At 41.8% G+C, this 22,593-nt stretch carries 17 protein-coding genes; 11 read left to right on the top strand and 6 right to left on the bottom strand.

The genetic code is table 11. From position 1 onward, the window contains the following. Nucleotides 1-104 precede the first annotated feature (104 nt). The 3 genes from LH29_RS09595 to LH29_RS09585 all read right to left on the bottom strand — a co-directional run bounded on the left by LH29_RS09595 (nt 105) and on the right by LH29_RS09585 (nt 7,189). On the bottom strand, nt 105-2,345 hold the full coding sequence (locus LH29_RS09595) for a S9 family peptidase (protein ID WP_045028177.1): 2,241 nt from the start codon (nt 2,343-2,345) through the stop codon (nt 105-107). Nucleotides 2,346-2,376: 31 nt separating this feature from the next. Continuing rightward, on the bottom strand, nt 2,377-5,094 hold the full coding sequence (locus LH29_RS09590; RefSeq protein ID WP_045028175.1) for a DUF5695 domain-containing protein: 2,718 nt from the start codon (nt 5,092-5,094) through the stop codon (nt 2,377-2,379). Between the two features lie 154 nt (nt 5,095-5,248). Beyond that, nucleotides 5,249-7,189 carry an alpha-L-arabinofuranosidase C-terminal domain-containing protein gene (locus tag LH29_RS09585; protein ID WP_045028173.1) on the bottom strand — a complete coding sequence of 647 codons (1,941 nt, stop codon included), beginning with the start codon at nt 7,187-7,189 and terminating at the stop codon, nt 5,249-5,251. 435 nt (nt 7,190-7,624) lie between these two features. On the opposite strand from LH29_RS09585, the gene LH29_RS09580 reads away from it, so the two are divergent. From LH29_RS09580 to LH29_RS09545, 8 genes are all read left to right on the top strand, one after another. Then, nucleotides 7,625-8,959: a TolC family protein gene (locus LH29_RS09580; RefSeq protein ID WP_082063516.1), complete on the top strand. Its 1,335-nt coding sequence runs from the start codon at nt 7,625-7,627 to the stop codon at nt 8,957-8,959. A 25-nt stretch (nt 8,960-8,984) separates the two neighbouring features. Further along, nucleotides 8,985-10,211 carry an efflux RND transporter periplasmic adaptor subunit gene (locus LH29_RS09575; RefSeq protein ID WP_045028169.1) on the top strand — a complete coding sequence of 409 codons (1,227 nt, stop codon included), beginning with the start codon at nt 8,985-8,987 and terminating at the stop codon, nt 10,209-10,211. A gap of 75 nt (nt 10,212-10,286) precedes the next feature. Beyond that, nucleotides 10,287-11,039 carry an ABC transporter ATP-binding protein gene (locus LH29_RS09570; RefSeq protein ID WP_045028167.1) on the top strand — a complete coding sequence of 251 codons (753 nt, stop codon included), beginning with the start codon at nt 10,287-10,289 and terminating at the stop codon, nt 11,037-11,039. A 12-nt stretch (nt 11,040-11,051) separates the two neighbouring features. Next, nucleotides 11,052-12,272, top strand: a complete 1,221-nt coding sequence (locus tag LH29_RS09565; protein WP_045028165.1) for an ABC transporter permease — start codon at nt 11,052-11,054, stop codon at nt 12,270-12,272. 200 nt (nt 12,273-12,472) lie between these two features. Continuing rightward, the gene (locus LH29_RS09560; RefSeq protein WP_045028163.1) at nt 12,473-13,561 is read left to right on the top strand and encodes a sensor histidine kinase; all 1,089 of its coding nucleotides are present in this window, start codon (nt 12,473-12,475) and stop codon (nt 13,559-13,561) included. After that, complete coding sequence (locus tag LH29_RS09555) at nt 13,558-14,277, top strand: LytR/AlgR family response regulator transcription factor (protein ID WP_045028159.1); 720 nt, start codon at nt 13,558-13,560, stop codon at nt 14,275-14,277. Before LH29_RS09560 ends, LH29_RS09555 begins: the two co-directional genes overlap by 4 nt. Nucleotides 14,278-14,386: 109 nt before the next feature. Beyond that, entirely contained in the window at nt 14,387-15,085 is a 699-nt protein-coding gene (locus LH29_RS09550) for a hemerythrin domain-containing protein (RefSeq protein ID WP_045028157.1), read from the top strand. Beyond that, entirely contained in the window at nt 15,086-15,682 is a 597-nt protein-coding gene (locus LH29_RS09545; RefSeq protein WP_045028154.1) for a response regulator transcription factor, read from the top strand. A 5-nt stretch (nt 15,683-15,687) separates the two neighbouring features. Here the strand turns inward: LH29_RS09545 and LH29_RS09540 are convergent, their stop codons facing one another. Then, nucleotides 15,688-15,906, bottom strand: a complete 219-nt coding sequence (locus LH29_RS09540) for a hypothetical protein (protein WP_045028152.1) — start codon at nt 15,904-15,906, stop codon at nt 15,688-15,690. Nucleotides 15,907-16,029: 123 nt separating this feature from the next. Continuing rightward, nucleotides 16,030-16,953, bottom strand: coding sequence for a cation diffusion facilitator family transporter (locus LH29_RS09535; protein ID WP_045028149.1), 924 nt, complete (start codon nt 16,951-16,953; stop codon nt 16,030-16,032). 260 nt (nt 16,954-17,213) lie between these two features. Between LH29_RS09535 and pflB the strand changes: the two genes are divergently transcribed. The 3 genes from pflB to LH29_RS09520 all read left to right on the top strand — a co-directional run bounded on the left by pflB (nt 17,214) and on the right by LH29_RS09520 (nt 21,112). After that, nucleotides 17,214-19,442 carry a formate C-acetyltransferase gene (gene pflB, locus LH29_RS09530; protein ID WP_045028147.1) on the top strand — a complete coding sequence of 743 codons (2,229 nt, stop codon included), beginning with the start codon at nt 17,214-17,216 and terminating at the stop codon, nt 19,440-19,442. Between the two features lie 69 nt (nt 19,443-19,511). After that, complete coding sequence (gene pflA, locus LH29_RS09525; RefSeq protein WP_045028143.1) at nt 19,512-20,261, top strand: pyruvate formate-lyase-activating protein; 750 nt, start codon at nt 19,512-19,514, stop codon at nt 20,259-20,261. Between the two features lie 65 nt (nt 20,262-20,326). Continuing rightward, nucleotides 20,327-21,112, top strand: coding sequence for a formate/nitrite transporter family protein (locus LH29_RS09520; protein ID WP_045028140.1), 786 nt, complete (start codon nt 20,327-20,329; stop codon nt 21,110-21,112). 470 nt (nt 21,113-21,582) lie between these two features. Here LH29_RS09520 and LH29_RS09510 read toward each other — a convergent pair whose 3' ends face one another. Continuing rightward, nucleotides 21,583-22,524 carry a hydrogen peroxide-inducible genes activator gene (locus LH29_RS09510; protein ID WP_045028135.1) on the bottom strand — a complete coding sequence of 314 codons (942 nt, stop codon included), beginning with the start codon at nt 22,522-22,524 and terminating at the stop codon, nt 21,583-21,585. Nucleotides 22,525-22,593: the final 69 nt, after the last annotated feature.

Raw genomic sequence — 22,593 nt, 5'->3', positions numbered from 1 at the left:
TTCATGTTTTTTCACCAGGTAGGTATTTAAATTCATTCTACTAAAAAAAGGAGCTAAAAAGCTCCTTTGATACGAGTACTATGTACTGTTATTTCTTCTTGTATTTATTTTGATTTTACAGCATTCCAGTCGGGCGTTTCCTGTTGTAAAAAATTACGAACGAAAAAATCACGGCGCTTTTGTTCGCCATACGTTCCGCCAAGTGTATGATTTACTCCGGGAAGCACTACCAGTTCAAAATCTTTTTTTGCTTTTATCAGCGCATCGGCAACCTGCATGGTTGATGCCGGGTCAACATTATCATCCATTTCGCCAACAATCAGCATCAGTTCACCCTGCAGTTTATCGGCATTTTCCACGTTCGAACATTCGGCATATTCCGGCCCGATCGGGTAGCCCATCCATTGTTCGTTCCACCAGATTTTGTCCATACGGTTATCATGGCATCCGCACGAGGAAACACCTGCTTTGTAAAACTCAGGATGAAATAACAATCCGGCCAAAGTACTTTGTCCACCGGCTGATCCGCCAAACAAACCAACCCGGGTGGTATCCATATAACTGTATTTCTCTGCCGCAGCTTTTATCCACAGAATACGATCGGGGAAACCGGCATCTTTCAGGTTTTTCCAACATACATCCTGAAAAGCTTTCGAACGGTTTGACGTTCCCATTCCGTCCATTTGCACAATTATAAAACCTAATTCAGCAAGTCCTGAATAAGCGTAGTGCACCGCATTAAAACTTTTCTGTGCAAAGGAACTGTGCGGGCCGGCATAAATGTATTCGATTATCGGATATGCTTTGTTTTCGTCGAAATTGGTAGGGCGATAAATATTTCCCCAGATATCTGTTTTGCCATCGCGGGCCTTGGCCACAAACGGCTCAGGCGTTATCCAGCCTTTTTCAAGCAGTGATGTAATATCGGTCTTTTCCAACTCAATAAGCACTTTTCCGTCTTCGACACTACGCACCACAGTAAATGGTGGCGTTTCAACCGTTGAATAGGTGTCGGTGAAATAGCTCATATCTTTTGAGAATGACAAGTCGTGATTCATTTTTTCAGGTGTCAGATCAATTAAGTTGCTACCATCAAAATTTATCTTGTAGCAATGCAAATAATATGGGTCTTCGTTGGCGTTTTTGCCCGATCCGTAAAAGAATATTGTACGACTTTTGTCGTCCACTTTTATTACATCCCGAACTACCCATTCTCCTTTTGTGATCTGATTTTTCACGGCTCTGGTTTTGGAATCGATTAAATACAAATGATTCCAACCATCACGTTCCGACGCCCAGATAATTTCATTTGTTTCCTCCAGGTCATAACGATAGCGTTTTCCGCTGTAATCGATAAATGTCGTGCTTTGTTCGTCGATCAGCACATTAACATCCCCGCTTTCGCCATCAACTTCAACCACCTTGTAGGCCTGGTGACCACGCTGGTTAAATTCAAAAGTAAATGCTGAAGCATCCTCTTTCCATCTTGGGTTGGTAAGGTTAAACTGGTGTTTAAAAGCATCGGTATTTACCGGGATCTGCTTTTTGCTTTCCACATCAAATAATGCCGGATGTTTTATTGGCATCGCATCGCCCGGTTTTCGGTAATCACGTTTATGCAAAATGGGCTGCAACTGTCCTTTTGGCGACGATTCAACAAAAAAGATCTCACGTTTTTCCGAATCGCGAATTTTATTTACCGCCAGCTTTTTTGAATCGGGCGACCACGAAAAAGACGATGAATAAAAATCGCCGGGTGCTCCGTCACAACTTAAGCGAAACTCCTTTTTTGTTTTGTTGTCTTTTATAAAAACGTTGTCCTCCCTTATAAAAGCTGTCCATTTCCCATCAGGTGATAGCACCGGATCGTTTCCTTTTTCATCGAAATAATCCCCCCAGTAACGATCCCTTTTGCGATCTTTTTCAACCGAGTCTTTCTTTAACTCATATTTTTTTAGTTCACAAGTCCAGTAAGCCTTTTTGAAATTAAAATGAATAGTCTTTTTATCTGCATCAAATTTCAGATCGCGCAAAACCAGATCGTTTGCAGAGATATCTTTCTCCAGCTGCTGATTCAATGCAGTAACCAGTTTATCGGTATCAAAAGCAATTTTTTTCGATCCTTTTTGCGCATCCACCAGCTGATACTTCATACCATCGCGTGTTTTTAGACGGTACCAGAATACGGCTGATGAATCGATCCACGTAATTTCGGTAACCTGGTTGTAAACCAACTCGCTCAGTTTCATTACTGAATCGGCTTGCGCATAGTCTTTTTTAGTGATTTGTGCTGAGCCTGCAAAAGCAAACAGAACAACTAATAAAACGGATAAAGAGTGCTTCATCTTTACTATTCCTAATCGGGTGATTTATTGATTAATTCACTTCAACTTTTACCACTTCGTTTTTAAGTGAAATTACGTATTGTCCACGCTCATTTTTCTCAAGACCGGCAACTGAACTTGTCGCTGCTTCCTCTTCGAATGATTTAATTCGTAAATAAGCGTTTGGTGTATAATCGTTGACTTCGTCTAATTCAAGAATAACTTTACCAGTTGAACGGTTATACGAGAAGGCTTCAAATTTACCGGCGTCAAGCGATAACCACATTTTTAACGGAGCTACATAAACACGTGACTTGGCCGCTGTAGTTAAAGCAACTTTCACCACATCGCCATCTTCAGTAACATTGCCACCAAAAGCCAACCAGCCAAATTCGTCGTCACGCATTAAGTAAGTTGAAGTGTTTACTGCATAACCGTAATAGCCGGTTCCGTAGTCGCCTGAAATGGCATCGTTCTTCAATGTTGACGGGAAGGAGTGAAATGCTGCAGGGGCAAAACCATCTTCTGTAATATTTGAGATCGATCCCATTAAACCACCGTACCCAACTCGTAGCAGGTATAAATCATCGGGATGCTCTTTGTATTCGTATAATACAGGAATGGCATTCAGCGCCGAACCGTAGTGGTGAATCTGACGCTCAACACGCGACAGTTTACCGCCGTAAAGAAAATCCCAGTAACGACGAGCATTACCGTTGTATGCCCAGTGAGGAATTGTTGGCATGTAGGCCAAAATTGCTTTTAATGTTGTTTCGGCTTTTTCGCCGTAACCAAAATAGCGAGACCACATATAAACTTCTTCCTGACCTGTTGAGTCCCAAGGCATTTCACTTCCGAAAGGATAGTTTAACGATGCCCAGTGATCGGCACGGCGTTTCATCATTCCTTCCAGTTTACGGGCGTATTCCCACAATCCTTCTGCTTTCAAATCATCAAGAATGTGAACGAAAACACTACCTTCCATTTGGCCAAATTGGGCATAATACGGAGCCAATTCCATCATTGCCATCGATGTTTTGTAAGCGTTTAACAAATACCAATCCCAGGTTTGTTGCGATACCAGCCCTTCATAGTTTCGGGCCAAACGATACATTACCCAGTGTGCAGCAGCAACGTGCGGATAATTGTACGAACGCTCAACTGTTTCGGCATGTTTTTTATCCCAGGCAGCCCAGGTGTTGTAATTTACATCTTTGCTGTAAGTTCCGGCAGGCATCGAATCAGATTCGTAGTAGAACATACTTTTACGAACACCGTATTTTTCATGTCCTTCGTTGTATTGAATTCCGCCCCAGATCGTTTTCTGCACGAAGTCTTCCAACATTGCCACCTCTTTTTTATCGGGTTGGATCAGTTGTTTCATAATGGCATTTAACCAGGCACCGGCACCACCTTCGTCGCTTAGGCCGCAAATCCAGGCACGGCTATCTTCTGTAACCTGTTTTTGCTCTTCGTAGTCGTAAGTAATAACCGACGGGCCACGATCGAAAAGATCCTCTTCGTCATCAAACCATTGTTTTGTCATCAGGAAGTTTCCGTTGTCGGCAACCACCTGCTCTTCAGGTTTAATAACTTTGTAGTTGATGGTTTGTGTTAAACCATCTTTATACGTGATAGTTAAACGTGCTCTGCCCCATGTTTTTGCAGCGACAGCATATTTTACCCAACCATTTTCTGTTGTCTCCAGTTTTTTCAGGTCCAGCGCACCTTCAGGTTCAACCTGCATGCTTCTTACTTTTTGGCTGTACTTTACAAACAAATCGGCATTAACATCTTGCGGAACAACGTAACCAGGCACACCAAATGCAACCGGACGGTCGTTTTCAATTAATGCAGGTTCAATGTTTTTAATCGCATCGGTAATTACAAACTGTACACCGTAGCTAACCGATTTTCCCGGTTTTAGTATTTTCGATGAAGGGGTGTTCCAGGGAGTGGCTTCTTTCCATTCGTTTTCAGCATAGGCTAAGGTTAACGGCATCCACTCGTGAAAACCTTCAAAAGTAATCCCTCTTCGGGTTGGATCATCAAGCAGCGGATTCCATGCTTCAAAAGGTGTTTCGCCATAAGGTACAACCAACAAAACGGGACCACTTCCTTTTAAACGGATTACCTGTAAATATCCGGCATCCATACCAATGTACGGATCGTAAAACACATTTTCGGCGTGTGCCTCGTCCAGTGTTTTCCGGTCGTGGTTATTGTTGAAGATCAGAGGAATTCCCAAAGCACCAATTTCAACAGCTTTTGATGAAGTGTTTTTGATCTCGAAACGCAAAGCAAGATGTCCGTCGTGATTTTCCCAATAACGAAGTACCTGTACCGGGCTGTTTTCAAGAATTTCACTAAGATCGGAAACCGCTAACTGATGTTCGCTTTTCGGTTCCAGAGTTGTAACACTTTTGCGGGAAGCTGCAGATGAGAAAGATGTCCATTCGTTTGCTCCTTCCATTTTAACGCGGAAATTAATATCACCCAAGTGATAAAAACCTGGCTTGTTTCTTTTGGCCAGTAATTCGCCCGGAGTAAAATCAAATTCAGGTTCGGAGATTGGATGTAGCCCGGCTACTGTGTGCGATGATTGAACTAACTCAAGATTAAAATCAGGAAGTTCAAAACATAAAACAGTCTGATTATAATCAATTGTATCGTTTATTACAGGATCAGAAACCTCCACAGCAATCAGCCTACTACTGCAAAAAAGCAATACATTGATAACAACAAAATACGAACATAATATTTTTCTCATCGCACTAACAATCTTATTTACTCGCGATTGTATCATTTAAACTTCATCCCCTGTTGTTTCTTCGGCGCTCCTGTCCTCCGTCAGTTGACGGAGACAATCGGAACGAAGCGACGACAGGGGGATTTAGTTGTAGATAAAAGTCTATTTTTAACCTCTAGTTCTTAATTTTTACACGACACACATAAAATGCATTACCCAGTGCTTTCAGTTTAAAGCCACTTTCGCTGGCCCAAACCGATGAATGAGTTGGCACCAAAGTATTTGGCGCTTCACGGGTATTAATTGCCTCCGGTTGGTTGCTGTGTAAACAGGTAATTTTCACTTCAGCTTTTTCAATCGATTTTTTCAGTCCTTTCAAATCAATGTTAATATCCTGAACTTCATCCGAAGCATTTACCACTTTCACGATCACTTCGGAGGTGTTTTCATCGATTACCGCACTGGCGTACAGACTATCCTGTCCGGTAATATTTGCCCCATCAGCAATAATACTTAACACATTTGTTCCGGTGTTGTGCCCATACATTTGCTGCACGTAATAGTTGGGCGTACGTACCACCTGCAGGTTATCAAACCAAATCATATCGGGTTTCCATTGCCAGGCATCGTAATGCGCAAAAAGAGGAGCGTAAGTTGCCAGTTGAACGATATCGGCGTTGCGTTCTAAACCGGTCATAAAAGCGGCTTCCGAGATTGCAGCACGCAGGTTGTTATCGCGGGTTTTATGGTGCGAAGCAAATTCTCCGGCAAATACTTTCGGTCCGTTGCGGTCGTAACTGTCGTAGCGTTCGGCGTTGGCTAAAAACCATTCCGGGCTGCGGTAATAGTGCTCATCCACCAGGTCAACTTTCAGTTCTGTCATTTTAGGCCACAGAAAATCAAAATTCTCTCCGTCAGGTGCAGGGCCTGCTGTTCCAATAATTTTTATCTCCGGGTATTTTTCACGAAGCACTTCCATAAAAGGGATCAAACGTTCTACATAACCTTCGCCCCACTGCTCGTTACCAATGGCCAGGTATTTCAGGTTAAAAGGCTCAGGATGTCCCATTTCTGCACGTACTTTTCCCCATTCTGAGTCAACCGGTCCGTTGGCAAACTCTATCAGGTCAACGGCATCTTCAATGTAAGGTTCCAAATCATCAACATGCACACATTCTTCGCTTTCGTACTGACAAGCCAAACCACAGCTGATCACAGGCAGAGGCTCAGCTCCCAAATCTTCGCTCAATAAGAAGTACTCGTAAAATCCTAAACCATAAGTTTGGTAATAATCGGGAAAAAAGCGGTGCTTAAACGTATAGTTCCAGCGGTTTTCATTCAACGGTCTGTTTTCCACCGGGCCAACACTGTTTTTCCACAGGTAGCGTGTTTCCAGCGTGTTTCCCTCTATGATACATCCGCCGGGAAAACGAAATACTCCGGGATTCAGTTCATAAAGTGCTTCAACAAGGTCTTTACGCAAACCATTTTCGCGGTTAAGCCATGTTTCTGTCGGGAACATCGAAATATGATCCAGGTCAACTTCTCCGGCCGTTTTCAAAAACAAACGTACTTTTCCTTTTGCGTCGGTAGCATTCGATTTGATAATACATTCATATTTCTCCCAGTTATTGCCCGATACAAGCAATTCTCCCCTTCCGATCACTTCTTCACCGGAACTAACCAACTCTATTCCGAATTTCTTTTCACCACCATCCAACGAGCGGGCATAAAACGAAAAGCGATACGAATCGTTCTTTTTAAAACCAATTCCTCTGAAGCCTTCATTTTCAAGGCCAGTACCACGTCGCAAACCAGTTTCATTCAAACGAACGTAATTGGGATTTCGGTCGAAACATGGATTATCATTCTTCACGTCCACATTTCCGAATGGCAACCACCCCACAAATGGTTGGTCGAACTCGAATGAACGGTTTTTAATTAACTCGGCATAAAGGCCACCATCGGCGCCAAAATTTATGTCCTCGAAAAACACACCGTACATATCCGGTTGTACTTCTGCTACGGTTTTACTTACATCTACTTCAAAATGTTTTTGGGCAAATAAACTCTGGCTACAAATGGCCATCAAAAAAATAATCGCTCTAAACTTCATCTATTTTGGTTTTAGTATTTGTTTCTAATGTAATGACGCAAAAAGGTTGTAAATGGACTACGGGAAATGCTACATTTTTTTAGATTCATCCGGCGCTGAACATCGAATACTGATTGTCAGTCACTGCAAATCGTAAACTTTTGCGCGTTGTTAATGGCAACGAAATTACAAATATTAGATAGTTAACAATGATAGTTTTTCAATAAAAAGGATCATAAATTCGACCGTAACCCTTCTCGAGATGATAAAAATATGTAGAAATTCCCTAATTTGATTTCGGTTGATGAAAAAGAAAGGTCGGTTCGTTTGATCATGAAAAAACCACCTTACGTAAACTTTCCCAATCCGTCGATAAAATTGTCCGGTTCTTCTATTCTATTCTTTTAAGCGATGCGTCCACAGTAGCTTTATTCCCGGAAATTATAATAAAAAGCTATGAATAGAATAAAAACAATCTTCTTCCTAATCGCAGTTAGTCTTCCGACTTTGCTGTTTGCACAAAACGACACAGCAAACAAGACCTGGAGCCTTAACGATTGTATCGATTACGCATTAACGCAAAACGTTTCGGTTCGTCAGAGCATTTTGGTCAATGCATCAAACGAACTCAACAAAAATCAGGCAGAAGCCAACAAACTTCCATCGTTAAGTGCTTCTGCCCGCCAGAATTTTAGTTGGTCGAAATCAGAAGATTTGCTTACCGGTGATTCTGATTTTTCGGGCAATAACAACACCAGCTACGGTGTGAATTCAAACATTACCATTTATAATGCAAAACGTTTGAATAACCTGATTAAACAGGCCGAACTGGATATGCAAAGTGGAATTTACGATTCGGAGTCCATTAAAGAGTCAATCTCGCTGAGCATTTTAAATGCTTTTTTGCAGGTTGTATTTCTAGACGAGAATGTAAAAAATGCACAAAACCAGCTGAATGCCACCACCGAGCAACTCAACCTGTCGGAAGCACGTTTACAGGCCGGTGTTATTTCGCGTTCCGATTATCTGCAGGTAAAATCGCAACTGGCAAACGAGAAACTGAGTCTGGCAAACGCAAAAAGCAACTATGCCATTTCGAAAGTTAGTCTGATGCAATTAATGGAGCTACCTCTTGACGATAACTTTGAAGTACTTCGTCCGAACCTGGAGGAGTTAAACAATGAAAATCTTACTCCGATAGCATCGGAGGTTTATGCCACGGCACTGGCCATTAAACCGCAAATCAAAAGTGCCGGATACCAAAAAGAAAGCGCTGCCTTGAATGAAAAAATTGCTGCTGCCGGTTTTTATCCAACCATCAGTGCCGATGCAGGTTTATCGACTGGCTATTCGAGCTACAACGCATCCAATTACTTCGGACAATTGGGAGATCAGTTCACTCCTTCGGTTGGCGTTTCAGTGTCCATCCCCATTTTCCAGAAAAAGCAGATTAAAACGAACGTAGCACAGGCAAAAATTGCTTACAGCAATGCAGAATTAAGGGAAATCGATACCAAAAACCAATTGCGTAAAGAGATAGAACAAGCTTGTGTTGATGTGCTTTCGGCACAAATTGAATTTGAAGCTAACAAGGAAAGTTATTCGTCGTACCTGGAATCGTACGAACTGGCGCAGGAAAAATTCAATAACGGATTGATCAACTCGGTTGATTTCCTTTTCGAGCGTAACAACCTGATCACCGCAGAAAGCCAGTTGTTGCAATCTAAATTCAACCTGATATTCAGCTACAAAATCCTTGATTTCTATCAGGGCAATCCAATCACTTTATAAACCGAAAAAATTAAAACAAAATATCATGAAGAAAAAAACAATCATCATTATCGCATTACTGCTTATCGTTCTGGTATCGGCCGCATTGGTTCTAAAACCGAAAAAGGTTGACGTAGATCAGATCGATATTCAAACAGCAAAAGCAGAACAAGGAAACATTAGCAATATTGTGGAATCAACCGGAACATTGGAAGCCATTACAACAGTTGAAGTGGGGACCCAGGTTTCGGGAATTGTAGATGAACTCTATGTCGATTACAACTCATATGTAAAAAAAGGCCAGTTGCTGGCAAAAATCGACACCACTAACCTGGCAGCACAACTGGAGCAAAGCCAGGCAAGTTTAGACAATGCTAAAGCCGAGCTCGATTACCAGCAGGCTACCTACAACCGTATGGCGCCGCTGAACGATAAACAACTGATCTCGCAAACTGATTTCGACCAGCTGGTTTACAGTTTAAACAAAGCAAAAGCCAGTTATAACAACGCTATGGCACAACACAAACGCAACAAGATTAATCTGGATTATGCGTTGATCTACTCGCCTATTGATGGAGTTGTTTTGAATAAAGAAGTGGAAGAAGGCCAGACTGTTGCTGCGAGTTTTAACACGCCTACCCTTTTCACCATTGCCAACGACCTTACACAAATGCAGGTTGAGGCCGACATTGATGAAGCGGATATAGGCCATATTAAAGAAGGACAACGTGTTGAATTTACAGTGGATGCCTATCCGGAAACCGTGTTTGAAGGAAAAGTTACTCAATTGCGTTGGGAGCCAACAGTTACAAACAATGTGGTTACCTATACCATTATTATTGATGCGCCAAACCCGGATTACAAACTGATGCCGGGAATGACAGCCACTATTCAGATTTATGTGTTGGAGAAAAACGATATTCTGGTGGTTCCAAGTAAAGCGCTTCGTTTTAATCCCGACCAAAAATTACTGATGAGCTACATGAGCCAGCAAACTAAACCGGAAATGCCGGAAGGACAAGCTCCTCCAGCAATGGGAAGTATGCCACCACAAGCTGCTACCGGAGCAACAATGGTTTGGGTAAAAGAAGGAACCAACATTCATCCTGTTCCGGTAAAAATTGGACTGAACGACGACATTAACGCTGAAATCCTCTCGGGATTAAAAAGCGGACAAGAGGTAATACTCAGCATGGAACAAAAAGGAGCAAATGTAGCTGCAGCACGACCAGGTGGCAATCCATTTATGCCAGGCCCTCCGGGAGGAAGATAGAAACAAGTAACGAGTCACTAGACACGAGTTACGAGTATCAAGCATCTAGTATCCAGAATCAAAAAAAAGAAAAAAATGAGTAAAGCAATAATAAAAGTATCAGATCTGCGAAAAGACTATCATGTTGGTGAGATGACCGTACATGCACTTCGCGGAGTTGATATGGAAATTCACGAAGGAGACTTTGCCGCGATTATGGGAGCCAGTGGCTCGGGCAAATCTACCATGCTTAACATCCTGGGTTGCCTCGACAAACCAAGTTATGGCGAATATCAGCTTGATGGTGTGAACATGGGAACAATGAATAAGAACCAACTGGCAGGATTACGCAACAACAAACTGGGGTTTATATTTCAGTCGTACAACCTGCTGCCACGCACAACGGCCCTGGAAAATGTGGAATTGCCGCTTTTCTATAATTCAAAAGTACGGACAAAGGAAAGAAAGGAACGTGCCAAACACGCGTTGGAACAGGTAGGATTGGCCGACAGGATGGATCACATGCCCAATCAGTTATCCGGTGGACAACAGCAACGTGTGGCCATTGCCCGCTCGCTGGTGAACGACCCGGTGGTTATTCTTGCCGACGAGGCAACCGGTAACCTCGACACCCGCACGTCTTACGAAATAATGGAATTGTTCCAGCGGTTGAACGACAACGGAAAAACCATTGTATTTGTAACGCACGAACCGGATATTGCCCGTTTTATGAAACGCAACATTGTTTTTAGGGATGGTAGAATACAAAAGGAATCATTGGTTACCGATCGATTTAATGCAACACAACTGATCGAAGCACTTCCGGTAGAAGAGGATTATGAATCTTAAAAACAACGAGAAATGAACTATATAAATCTCACAAAAATAGCAACCACTGCCCTGAAAAGAAACAAGTTCAGAGCTATACTCACCATGCTTGGTATTATTATTGGTGTTGGTTCGGTAATCGCGATGCTTTCCATCGGTGAATCATCAAAACAAAGCATCCGCGAAGAAATGTCGGACATGGGAACCAACATGATCTTTGTAATGCCTGGTCAGCAACGTCGTGGCGGTGTTATGATGGGAAACTCAAATACAAAAACGCTGACACTAAACGACATTGAAGCACTGCGAAAAGAAGCAAAGAACATTACCGAAGTGTCGCCACAGGTGAGCACCAGCGGACAGGCAGTTAACGGCAACAACAACTGGCCAACCACCATTTACGGCGTTGATGTATCCTATCTCGACATCCGAAAATATGAGTTGGAAGACGGCCGTGTTTTTACCGATAAAGAAATAAAGTCGCTGGCAAAAGTCTGCATTGTTGGACAAACTGTCATCGAAAATGTTTTTAATGAAAATGTTGATCCGATCGGGCAAACCATTCGCTTTGGAGGCATTCCGCTAAAAGTAATTGGCGTTTTGAAAGAGAAAGGCGAAAACGGCATGGGAATGGATCAGGATGATATGATCCTTGCACCATACACATCGGTACAGCGACGAATGCTGGCGATTACACATATCCAATCGATTTATGCCTCCGCAGTAAGCGAAGAGCAGTCGGATGCTGCCATCGGAGAAATTGAAACGATTTTGCGCCAACAGCACAAATTAAAAGAAGGAGACGAAGATGATTTCCAGGTACGTTCGCAAGCCGAAATGGTGGAAATGGTATCAACAGTTACCGATATGCTCACCTTGCTTTTAGGAGCCGTAGCAGGAATATCGTTGCTGGTTGGCGGTATCGGAATTATGAACATCATGTTTGTGTCGGTTACCGAACGCACCAAAGAAATCGGGCTGCGCATGTCGGTTGGCGGACGTGGATTTGACATCATGATGCAATTCCTGTTCGAAGCGGTTATGCTAAGTATACTGGGAGGTATTATCGGAATACTATTCGGAACCGCACTCTCCTACCTGGCGTCCTTTGCATTAAACATGCCTTTTGTTGTCGACACTCAGGCAGTTGGATTATCGTTCCTTGTTTGTAGCGTAATCGGTATATTTTTCGGATGGTACCCTGCACGCAAAGCAGCCAACCTCGACCCGATTGATGCAGTACGACATGAATAAACATAAAAACCAAAATTCACAAACGATTAGTGGGTTTTGGTTTTAATTATAATACCGATGAAACAACAAAATGTCGCAAAATTTCACTTCGTTCCTTTACTCCTTTGTTGTAATATCGGCATTAACCATTGTAAATATAAAATTTGCTTTCGCGGCATTTTATATAACAATTGATTTAACTTTGTTAAAAACCACTAAGAATGAACAAACTTCAGGCAAAACGACACAGTCTTCCAATCATAATGCATCTGCTGGTATGGCTGGTCTTGATTATTTTACCGCAAATTATAATAAGCCGTTATTCAGGAAACAACAATTTTATTGCCTGGGGATTTTATTTAAATGCCTTTATTATCGGAGTCATTTTTTACATCAATTATTTCTGGTTGGTTCCAAAGTTTTACCTGAATAACAAAAAGGCATTGTTCTTTCTTTTGGCAATTGTTGTGGTTATTTGCTTTTATTTTATACTCGATTACTCCAACCATATATTTCATAGTCCGGATCGCGACCGACGAATAGCAGAGTCAATTGAAGAACAAGCACGCAGCGAGCAACGGTTTCAGCGCCCTCCATTTAAATTAATGCAAATTTATGGCTACAGCCTGCTATCGATTGTTATTGTAGGTTTTTCGATTGGTTTGCGAGCCATTGAACAATACACGGCCAGCGAAAAACGCCAGAAAGAACTGGAGAAAGAGAAGCTGAATTCAGAGCTCGCATTTCTGAAAAACCAGGTAAGCCCGCATTTCTTTTTTAATACGCTGAATAATATTTATTCGATGGTAGCTATAAATACCGACGATGCACAGTCAGCCATCTTAAAACTTTCGAAACTGATGCGCTACCTTTTATACGAGTCGGAACACGGAGAAACCATGCTTTCGGCAGAGGTAGAATTTATGCATCATTACATTGATTTAATGCAGCTACGTGTTTCGCAAAAAGTGGACATTCACATCGATCTTCCCGGCAAACAGAACGACCTGAAAATACCGCCACTCCTTTTTATTCCGTTCATAGAAAACGCTTTTAAACACGGAATTAGTTACCGCGACAAATCGTTTATTAAAGTAAAAATGGAAACCGAGGGGAACAAAGTATACTTTACCTGCGAAAACAGCATTGCGAAAGAGAAAAAAGAGAAGCGTGATGAAAACCACTCTGGAATCGGATTGGAAAATGTAAAAAAGAGACTCAACCTGTTGTTCGCCGGGAAGTTTGATTTAAACATTGAAACGACACCGGAAGTCTTTATTGTACAACTTGAAATTGATACCGCCAAATGATACGAACCATTGCCATCGACGACGAACCTCTTGCTCTTCAACTGGTAATTTCTTACATTGAAAAAACTCCGAGTTTAGAATTAGCAGGTGCTTTTGACAACCCGATAGATGCCATGGAATTTATGGATCAGAACGAGGTTGATCTTATTTTTCTGGACATTGAAATGCCCGACTTAAATGGTTTGGAGTTTACGCGAATTCTGACCAACAAACCCAAAATTATTTTTACAACGGCTTATGAAAAATATGCGCTGCAGGGTTTTAAACTCGATGCCATCGATTACCTTTTAAAACCATTCAGCTACGAAGAGTTTTACAAAGCTACCGAAAAAGCAAAAAAACAAATTGCTTACGAACGCGCCGATAAAAAAGACGATGAAGTGGATTCGAATCACGAATTTCTGTTCCTGAAATCAGAGTATAAAATCCGCCGCATTAACTTTAACGAGATTATTTACATTGAAGGTTTAAAAGATTACGTGAAGGTATTTCTAAAGGATGAACCAAAACCGATCATGTCGTTAAGTTCGCTAAAAGCACTTGAGGCCAAACTTCCCGGCGAGAAATTTATGCGCGTCCATCGTTCTTTTATCGTTAACCTCGAAAAAATTGACACCATTGAACGCAGCCGAATTGTTTTTGGTAAAGTTTATATTCCGGTAAGCGAACAATACAAAGAAAACTTCAACAATTTTGTAAGGGATAATTTCCTGTAATATTGTATACCATAGGCAATTATCGATTTATATTAAAAATTACATCTCTTAACTACTATTTTGATTTTGTCTAAATAAAATTTGTAATTTTGCCCTCAAATTATTTCGCATGGGATCAAAGCAGGAACAAATTCAGAAAAACATAAAAATGTCGAAACTGCTTTTCAGCCACCCACAGTTAATTCTTGTATTGGAGCGGTTTGGAATAAAGTTAGGCGTTCGGGAAAAAACAGTTGAGGAGATTTGCCTGGAAAACAATATCAGCCCCAAAGTTTTTTTAATGGTGGCCAATCTTAACATCGACAGCTCGTATCATCAGGATTTGAATTTTAGTGCGCCTGAAATTAAACAGGTAGTTAATTACCTGATGAAATCACATGCCTATTATTCAGATGAGGTTTTCCCGGAGATTATTCAGAACATTCACCTGATGAGCGAATTCAGTCAGAAGCCCGAAATGCAATTGGTGGAGCGTTTTTTTAATGATTATAAGCATGAAGTTGATCAGCATTTTGATTACGAAAACAACACGGTTTTTCCTTACATTTTAAACCTTATTGACGCCAACGCTGCCGAGAATTATTCGGTGATCGATTACCGCGAACATCACGACGATATTCAGGAAAAACTCGATGATGTAAAAAAACTACTGATCGAGCATCTTCCACAAAAGGCCGACAATAACCTGAGGCGTAAAATATTATTTGCGCTTTTCGGTTTGGATGCGGATCTGCAAACGCATTCAAAAATTGAAAATGAGATTTTAATTCCACAGGTGGAACAATTTGAAAAACAAGGCCTCAACTAATTGGAAACGCGCTGTAAAATATTAATCATCGAACCTTCGGTAATTATTCGCGAAGGAATTGCTGCTATTCTGCAACAAATGAAAGACAGCGTAGAGCTGTCGTTTGCCGACACGCTTGAAGAGGCTTTGAAATTTGGGCAATCGAATCTTTTCAAGATTGTTATCATAAACCCGGTTACGCTAAACAACTCGAAAAAGAACCTGAACAACCTGCTATCGCTATATAATAAAACCAATGTTGTGGGTCTGATTTCCAATCATTACGACCGCACACTTTACGACAATTTTGCCGATAATATTTTTGTTACCGACAGGCACGAAACCATTACGCAAATTATCTCGAAACACTTTAAAGCAACGCCTGCCGTAAACAACGATATCGACAATACTTTAAGCGAAAGAGAAATTGATGTGTTAAAGCTGCTGGCCAGCGGAAAATCTAACAAGGAAATTGCCGAAGAACTTTTTATAAGTATCCACACGGTTATTTCGCACCGCAAAAACATCAGTAGTAAAATTGGCGTAAAATCTACAGCCGCGCTGGTTATTTATGCAGTGGCCAACGGTTTAATAGATATTGACAGTTTTACCGAATAAAAGACCTACAATTTTCCAAGTTTCAAAATAAGAAACAGCAAAGGAGCTACAATCATTAAGGTCATTAAGGCTTTGCTAATGTATTTTCCTTTTTCTTTTCGGAATAAAACCCACCCGATCAATCCGGCGATGATGAGATAAAATGAAAAGTCGATAAAAACCGACGACACCAGCTCGTTTTGCGATGAGCTAACCGTTAGTGATGATATAAATGAAAAAATCATACGCAAGTCATTTAAAATTACCAGTGTAAAATTCAGTGTTTTTTATCGGGCTGACAATCGCGTAAAATGATGATTTTGGCAGGAGAAAACTCACATAAAAAGGGGAATTCAGACAAATTGGTCTTAATGTGCAAGCATTTCAGCATTGTTGTCGCAACAATCGTAACCGGCCTGAAGCGTTATGTGGTCAATACCAAATTTATCGTGAAGTAGTTTCTCTGCTTTTGCGCGAACTTCCATTAACTCCAACATACTAATGTTACCTTCCATATTAATATGCGCCTCCAGATGAATCTGTGTATCATCGAGCCTCCAAACATGAATATGATGAATGTTATCGATTTCCGGAATCTTCTCAACTTCCTCTTTTATCCTGGCCAGATCAATATTTGTGGGCGTCGACTGCATTAAAATATCTACTGTTTCTTTTACCACATCCCAGGTATGATAAATAATGTATACACCCACCAAAACGGTAATCAGCGGGTCGATCCAGAAAACCTCGAATTTCCAAATGGCAATACCACCAATAATTACCGCCACCGACGAAAATGTGTCGCCCAGCAAATGCAGGTATGCAGCCCGTACGTTCAGGTTGTGGTTTTTATCCTTATTCAGCACAAAAACCGAAATCAGGTTGGCCAGCAAACCAAATGTGGCCACAATAAACATGATTTTTCCTTTTATGGGTTCCGGATTTACAAAACGTTCGTAGGCTTCAAAAAACAGGTACAAACAAATTCCAATCAGTACCACTCCGTTAAAAAGCGCAGCCAGAATTTCAACACGTTTATAACCAAAAGTCTTTTGTTCATCCGAAGGTCTGCGGCTTCGTTTACCCGCCAGAAAAGCAATAAAAATAGCCGAAGAATCGCCCAGATTATGCAGTGCATCAGACAGTAACGACAAACTGTTCGAGATAATTCCACCAATTACCTGCACCACTGTAATAGAAAGATTTAAAACTGTTACCCACAGTAATTTTTTCCCACTTACTTCGTGATGATGATGGTGATGATGCCCATGATCGTGATGATGATCTGCCATTTCTATTCAGTTTTCAATAAATACAAATATGAGGGATTATAGTTTAACCTCAACCAACATTCGGTGAATATTTCCTGGTCCAGTTCAAAAGAAAAAAGATTCAAACCAGTTGCAATATTACCTGAATTTTAGGTAAAGATTAAGACATTAACAAGAAAGCAAAATCCCCATTAATAGGGATATTACAAGAAGTTTTTTAGCAGTACTTTTGCGAACAAATTGGTTTAGTAAGAGTTTATTTTAGAAAAAGGTAAAAGTTTATGGATTTAGAAAACACTTTCAAAACAGGACGATGGTGCAAAGCCATTGAAGTGAAAGATTTTGTAACTTTAAATATCACCCCGTACACCGGCGATCACAAATTTCTGGAAGGCCCGACAGCACGGACCAGCAAATTATGGGACATTTGTAAAGATGCCCTAAAAGAAGAGCGCCAGAACAATGGTTTACGCGATGTGGATGTAAATGTAGTTTCGGGATTGACGGCTTTCGAAGCCGGATATATCGACAAAGAAAGCGAAGTAATTGTTGGCCTGCAAACCGACAAGTTACTGAAACGTGCCATGAAACCTTACGGAGGTTACAACGTGGTTAAAAAAGCTTTATCAGAACACGGATTGGAACCCAACCCAATCATTCACGAGAGTTTCAGCAAGTACACCAAAACCCACAACGATGGCGTTTTTGATGCTTACACCGACGAGATCCGGAAATTCCGCTCGCTGGGTTTCCTAACAGGTTTACCCGATAATTATGCCCGCGGACGAATTATTGGCGACTACCGCCGTGTTGCGTTGTACGGCATCAACCGTTTGATTGAAGGGAAAAAAGAGGACCTGCAAAAGATCACCGGCCCGATGACTGATGCTACCATTCGTTTACGTGAAGAAGTTTCGGAGCAACTCCGCGCTTTGAGCGACATGATAGAAATGGGTAAAATTTACGGTTTAGATCTTTCGCGCCCGGCACAAAATGGACAGGAAGCCGTTCAGTGGACTTACATGGCTTACCTTGCTGCGGTTAAAGAACAAGACGGTGCCGCCATGTCTTTGGGTAGTGTTTCGTCTTTCCTCGATATTTTTATCGAAAAGGATATCCAAGACGGAAAAATTACCGAGTCAGAAGCACAGGAATACATCGACCAGTTTGTTATGAAACTGCGTATGGTTCGCCACCTGCGCATGGAAGCATACGACCAGATCTTTGCCGGCGACCCAACCTGGGTAACCGAAAGTATTGGTGGTTTGCTGATCGACGGACGAAGCAAAGTAACTAAAACATCGTTCCGCTTCCTGAATACACTTTACAACCTGGGTCCGTCGCCTGAGCCAAATATTACTATTCTTTGGTCGAAAAACCTGCCAAAAGGGTTTAAAGATTATTGCGCCAAAGTATCTATCGAAACCTCATCAATTCAGTACGAAAACGATGATTTGATGCGTACCAGCTCAAACTGCGACGACTACGGAATTGCATGTTGTGTATCGATGCAGGAATTGGGAAAACACATCCAGTTCTTTGGCGCACGTACCAACCTGGCAAAAACACTTCTTTTGGCCATAAACAGCGGACGCTGCGAGAATACAGGAACACAAATGGTAGATGGAATTCCGTTCATTGAAGAAGAATACCTGGATTACGCCAAAATAATCGACAACTTTAAAATAGCCATGAAAGAAGTGGCGCGTGTATACAACGAAGCGATGAACATCATCCACTATATGCACGACAAATATTACTACGAAAAAGCTCAAATGGCGCTTATCGATACGAATCCGAAAATTAATATCGCTTACGGTATTGCAGGATTATCGATTGTTGCCGACTCGCTTTCGGCCATTAAACACGCCAAAGTAAAACCGATTCGCGATGAAAACGGCCTGACGGTTGATTTTCAGATCGAAGGCGATTTCCCGAAATATGGTAACGACGACGACCGTGTTGACCACATTGCACGCGATGTAGTGGAGCATTTTAACCTGGAGTTGGAAAAACTTCCGGTGTACAAAAATGCCATGCCAACCATGTCGGTATTAACCATTACTTCGAATGTGGTTTACGGAAAGAAAACCGGAGCTACTCCCGACGGACGTGCAAAAGGAGTTGCCTTTGCACCAGGAGCCAACCCAATGCACGGACGCGATACACACGGAGTAATTGCGTCGCTAAATTCGGTGGCCAAAATCGATTATAAAGATTCGAAAGACGGTATTTCAAATACACTTTCGGTAGTTCCAAAATCGTTGGGAGCAACACCTGAAATGCGTATTGAAAACCTGGTTCGCACGCTCGACGGATATTTTGGTTGCAATGCACAGCACTTAAATGTAAATGTGCTCGACCGCGACACGCTTCTTCATGCCATGGAGCACCCGGAAGATCACCCGCAGTTAACAATTCGGGTATCGGGCTACGCTGTAAACTTTGTTCGATTAACACGCGAACAGCAGCAGGAAGTGCTTACGCGTTCGTTCCACGAAACAATGTAATTATTCATTAAATACTACACAAGCATGCCGACCGGATAAACTGGTTGGCATGTTTTTGTGTTAAATAGTATGTCTCCAACTGAAAATAAATTAATCGTCCATTCCATCGAATCGTTTGGTACACACGATGGTCCCGGAATTCGTCTGGTAGTGTTCCTTCAGGGCTGTAATCTGCAGTGTAAATACTGTCAGAATGCAGATACCATTGCCTTAAAAGGCGGAGCATCAACAGAAATCGAGAGCCTGATAAAACGTGCCATAAATATGAAAACCTACTTTGGCGATGATGGCGGAGTGACCGTTTCAGGTGGAGAACCTATGTTACAAAGTAAGGCGCTTATTCCCTTTTTTGAAACATTAAAGACGGAAGGTATCCATACAAATATTGATACCAACGGATTGATCCGAACACCGGAAGCCAAACATCTGATTTCGGAACTGGCTGACCTGGTAATGTTTGATGTTAAAGCCACAACAGAGGAGGGATTCAAATCGATTACAGGTGCCAAAGGACTAGGTCGATTGTTGGAGAACATTCAGCTTCGCGAGCAAAGTAAAAAACCATACTGGCTTCGTTATGTGCTGGTTCCTGATTACACCGACAGCGATGAATCGTTAAGTTGGTTGATTGAAACTTTCTCCGGGAATAAATACCTGGAAAAATTTGAAATACTCCCCTATCACAAGCTGGGCATTTACAAATGGGAATCATTGGGAATGGACTACCAGTTTAAGGAGGTAGAAGAGAACACGCCCGAACAGATCGAGCGGGCTTTTGAAATGCTAAAACCGCATTTTAAGGATGTAATTGTGAAATAACAAGCTTCGAGTATCGAGTATCTAGAATCAAGTATCTAGCATCAAGTATCAAAAAAGAAAAAACAATGAGTTTATATTCACCAAAAGAAATTATTAACGAAGCCGGGAAACTGGCCATTGCAAAAGACAGCTACTCTGCAAAAAAAATACTGACACTGGCATTTTTAGCCGGCGCCTATATCGCTTTTGGAGGTTTGCTGGCCATTTTGGTTGGCGGTGGAGTACCCGGTATTGGTGCTGAAAACCCGGGAATCCCGAAGTTTCTTTTGGGAGCCATGTTCCCCGTTGGGCTGATGATTGTTGTAATGGCCGGAGCGGAACTTTTTACCGGTAACAACGCCTACTTTATGCCTAATGTATTGGGAGGCAAACAACGCTGGACAGCTCCGCTTCGCAACTGGTCGTTGGTTTATCTCGGTAATTTTGTTGGGGCTGTGTTCGTAGCTTATTTTTTGGTTCACCTTACCCATTTGGTAAATGCCGAGCCCTGGATAAATATGGTAGAAAAGATTGCTATCGGGAAAACATCCAATCCTTTTTTCACCACCTTTTTAAAAGGTATCGGTGCCAACTGGCTGGTTTGTCTGGCGCTGTGGATGGGTATGTCGGCACAACACACCAGCGGAAAGATTTTAGGCATCTGGTGGCCCGTTATGGCATTTGTAACTATGGGTTTTGAGCACAGTATTGCCAACATGTTTTTTATTCCTCTGGCAATTTTCGAGGGTGCTGATATTAGCTGGGCAACATTTGTGATAAAAAATCTGATTCCGGCAACACTTGGAAATATTGTCGGAGGCGGCTTTTTTGTAGGTACCTTATACTGGTATGCTTACGCTAAAGAGAAATAGCAAAAGCCAATGCATAATTCACTCGTTATAATACGTATTTTAATTTTCAGAATCTACAGAATTAGTTGCTGAACAATACGGTTTTACTAGTCACTCAAATTTCCACCCTTTGTAACTCGCTGATTACAGACTTCCTGCAGCCGTGCAATTAGCCAGCAAAGTTGTTGGCTCGCTTGTCGCACAACTGCGGCGAGCAAAAAAACTTGTTGGCTCGCTTGTCGCACGGCTGCGGCAGGCAAAAAACTTATTGGCTTGCCAGTTGCACGGCTGCGGCAAGCAAAAAAACTTGTGGCTTGCTTGTTGCACGGCTGCGGCAGGCAAAAAAATTTGTTGGCGACCATGTCGCACGGCTGCGGCAAGTAAAAAAATAGTGTGGCGACCTTCCCGCACTGCTGCAACAAGCAAGAAATTTTTGTGGCTTTAGTGTTTCAATGCTGCGAGAAGGTGGAAATCAAAATTTTCACGAAGAATCATATGAGTGTATCCATAATTCCCCCTTCAGGTTGTTGAAGCATACGCGCCGGAATGTTACTTTTGATAACCTTCTGCAAAGCATTAACCTGTCGCTCTTTGGCAAAACGTTTGGCAGTTATTAAACTGATTTCGCGAACGGGTTCATTTGGCACAATTTCTTTTATCAGCTCTTCCTGCTCGGCCGGAATATTTATAGTGGCCAACTCGGGAATAAAAGTCAGGCCGCTTTTGTTCTCCACAATACGCCGTAACGATTCGATAGAATTACTGTGATAAACCAATGATTGTTTGTTTTTCTTTTGCGGATTGATCTGACAAATGGAATTCACCTGGTTCTGAAAACAGTTCCCCTCTTCAAGATACCATATTTCGCCTTCTTCAATCGATTTAAGATCGATGAAATCCTGCTCAAACAAACGATGATCTTCGGACAAATACGCATAAAAACGTTCGTAAAAAAGTGGAGTTATGGAAATATTTGTTGCCGAAATTGGGGTAGAAATTATACCACAATCGATATCACCCATTTTAATTTCGTCAACGATCTCTTCCGTTTTTAGCTCATAAATCTCCAACTGCAACGCCGGAAAGTCTTTGCCCAATTGATGAATAAAAAGCGGAATCAGGTACGGAGCCAGTGTTGGAATTATCCCGACTTTCAGGTTACCACTTACTTCTTCACTGATATTAATTGAGATTTGTTTCAACGCCTCGATCTGCTTTAAAATCTCCAGCGACTTCTCGTAAAACACCTTTCCTTCATCTGTAAATTGAAATGGCCGTTTGGTTCGGTCGATCAATTTGAACTCCAGTTCCTCTTCCAGTTTCTGTATTTGCAGACTTAATGCGGGCTGTGTAACTCCCAGCCGGTCGGCGGCCAAAGAAAACGAACCACATGCATACAATTCTTTCAGATATTCCAGTTGTGCGATATTCATAGCATAAGTATTACTAATACTGCTATAAATATAATAAATACTACTAATAGTATCTTTGAAGTGTTGAAA

This window comes from Draconibacterium sediminis, from assembly GCF_000949475.1.
Classification (GTDB): Bacteria; Bacteroidota; Bacteroidia; order Bacteroidales; family Prolixibacteraceae; genus Draconibacterium; species Draconibacterium sediminis.
This window is presented reverse-complemented; position numbering and strand designations above follow the sequence as displayed.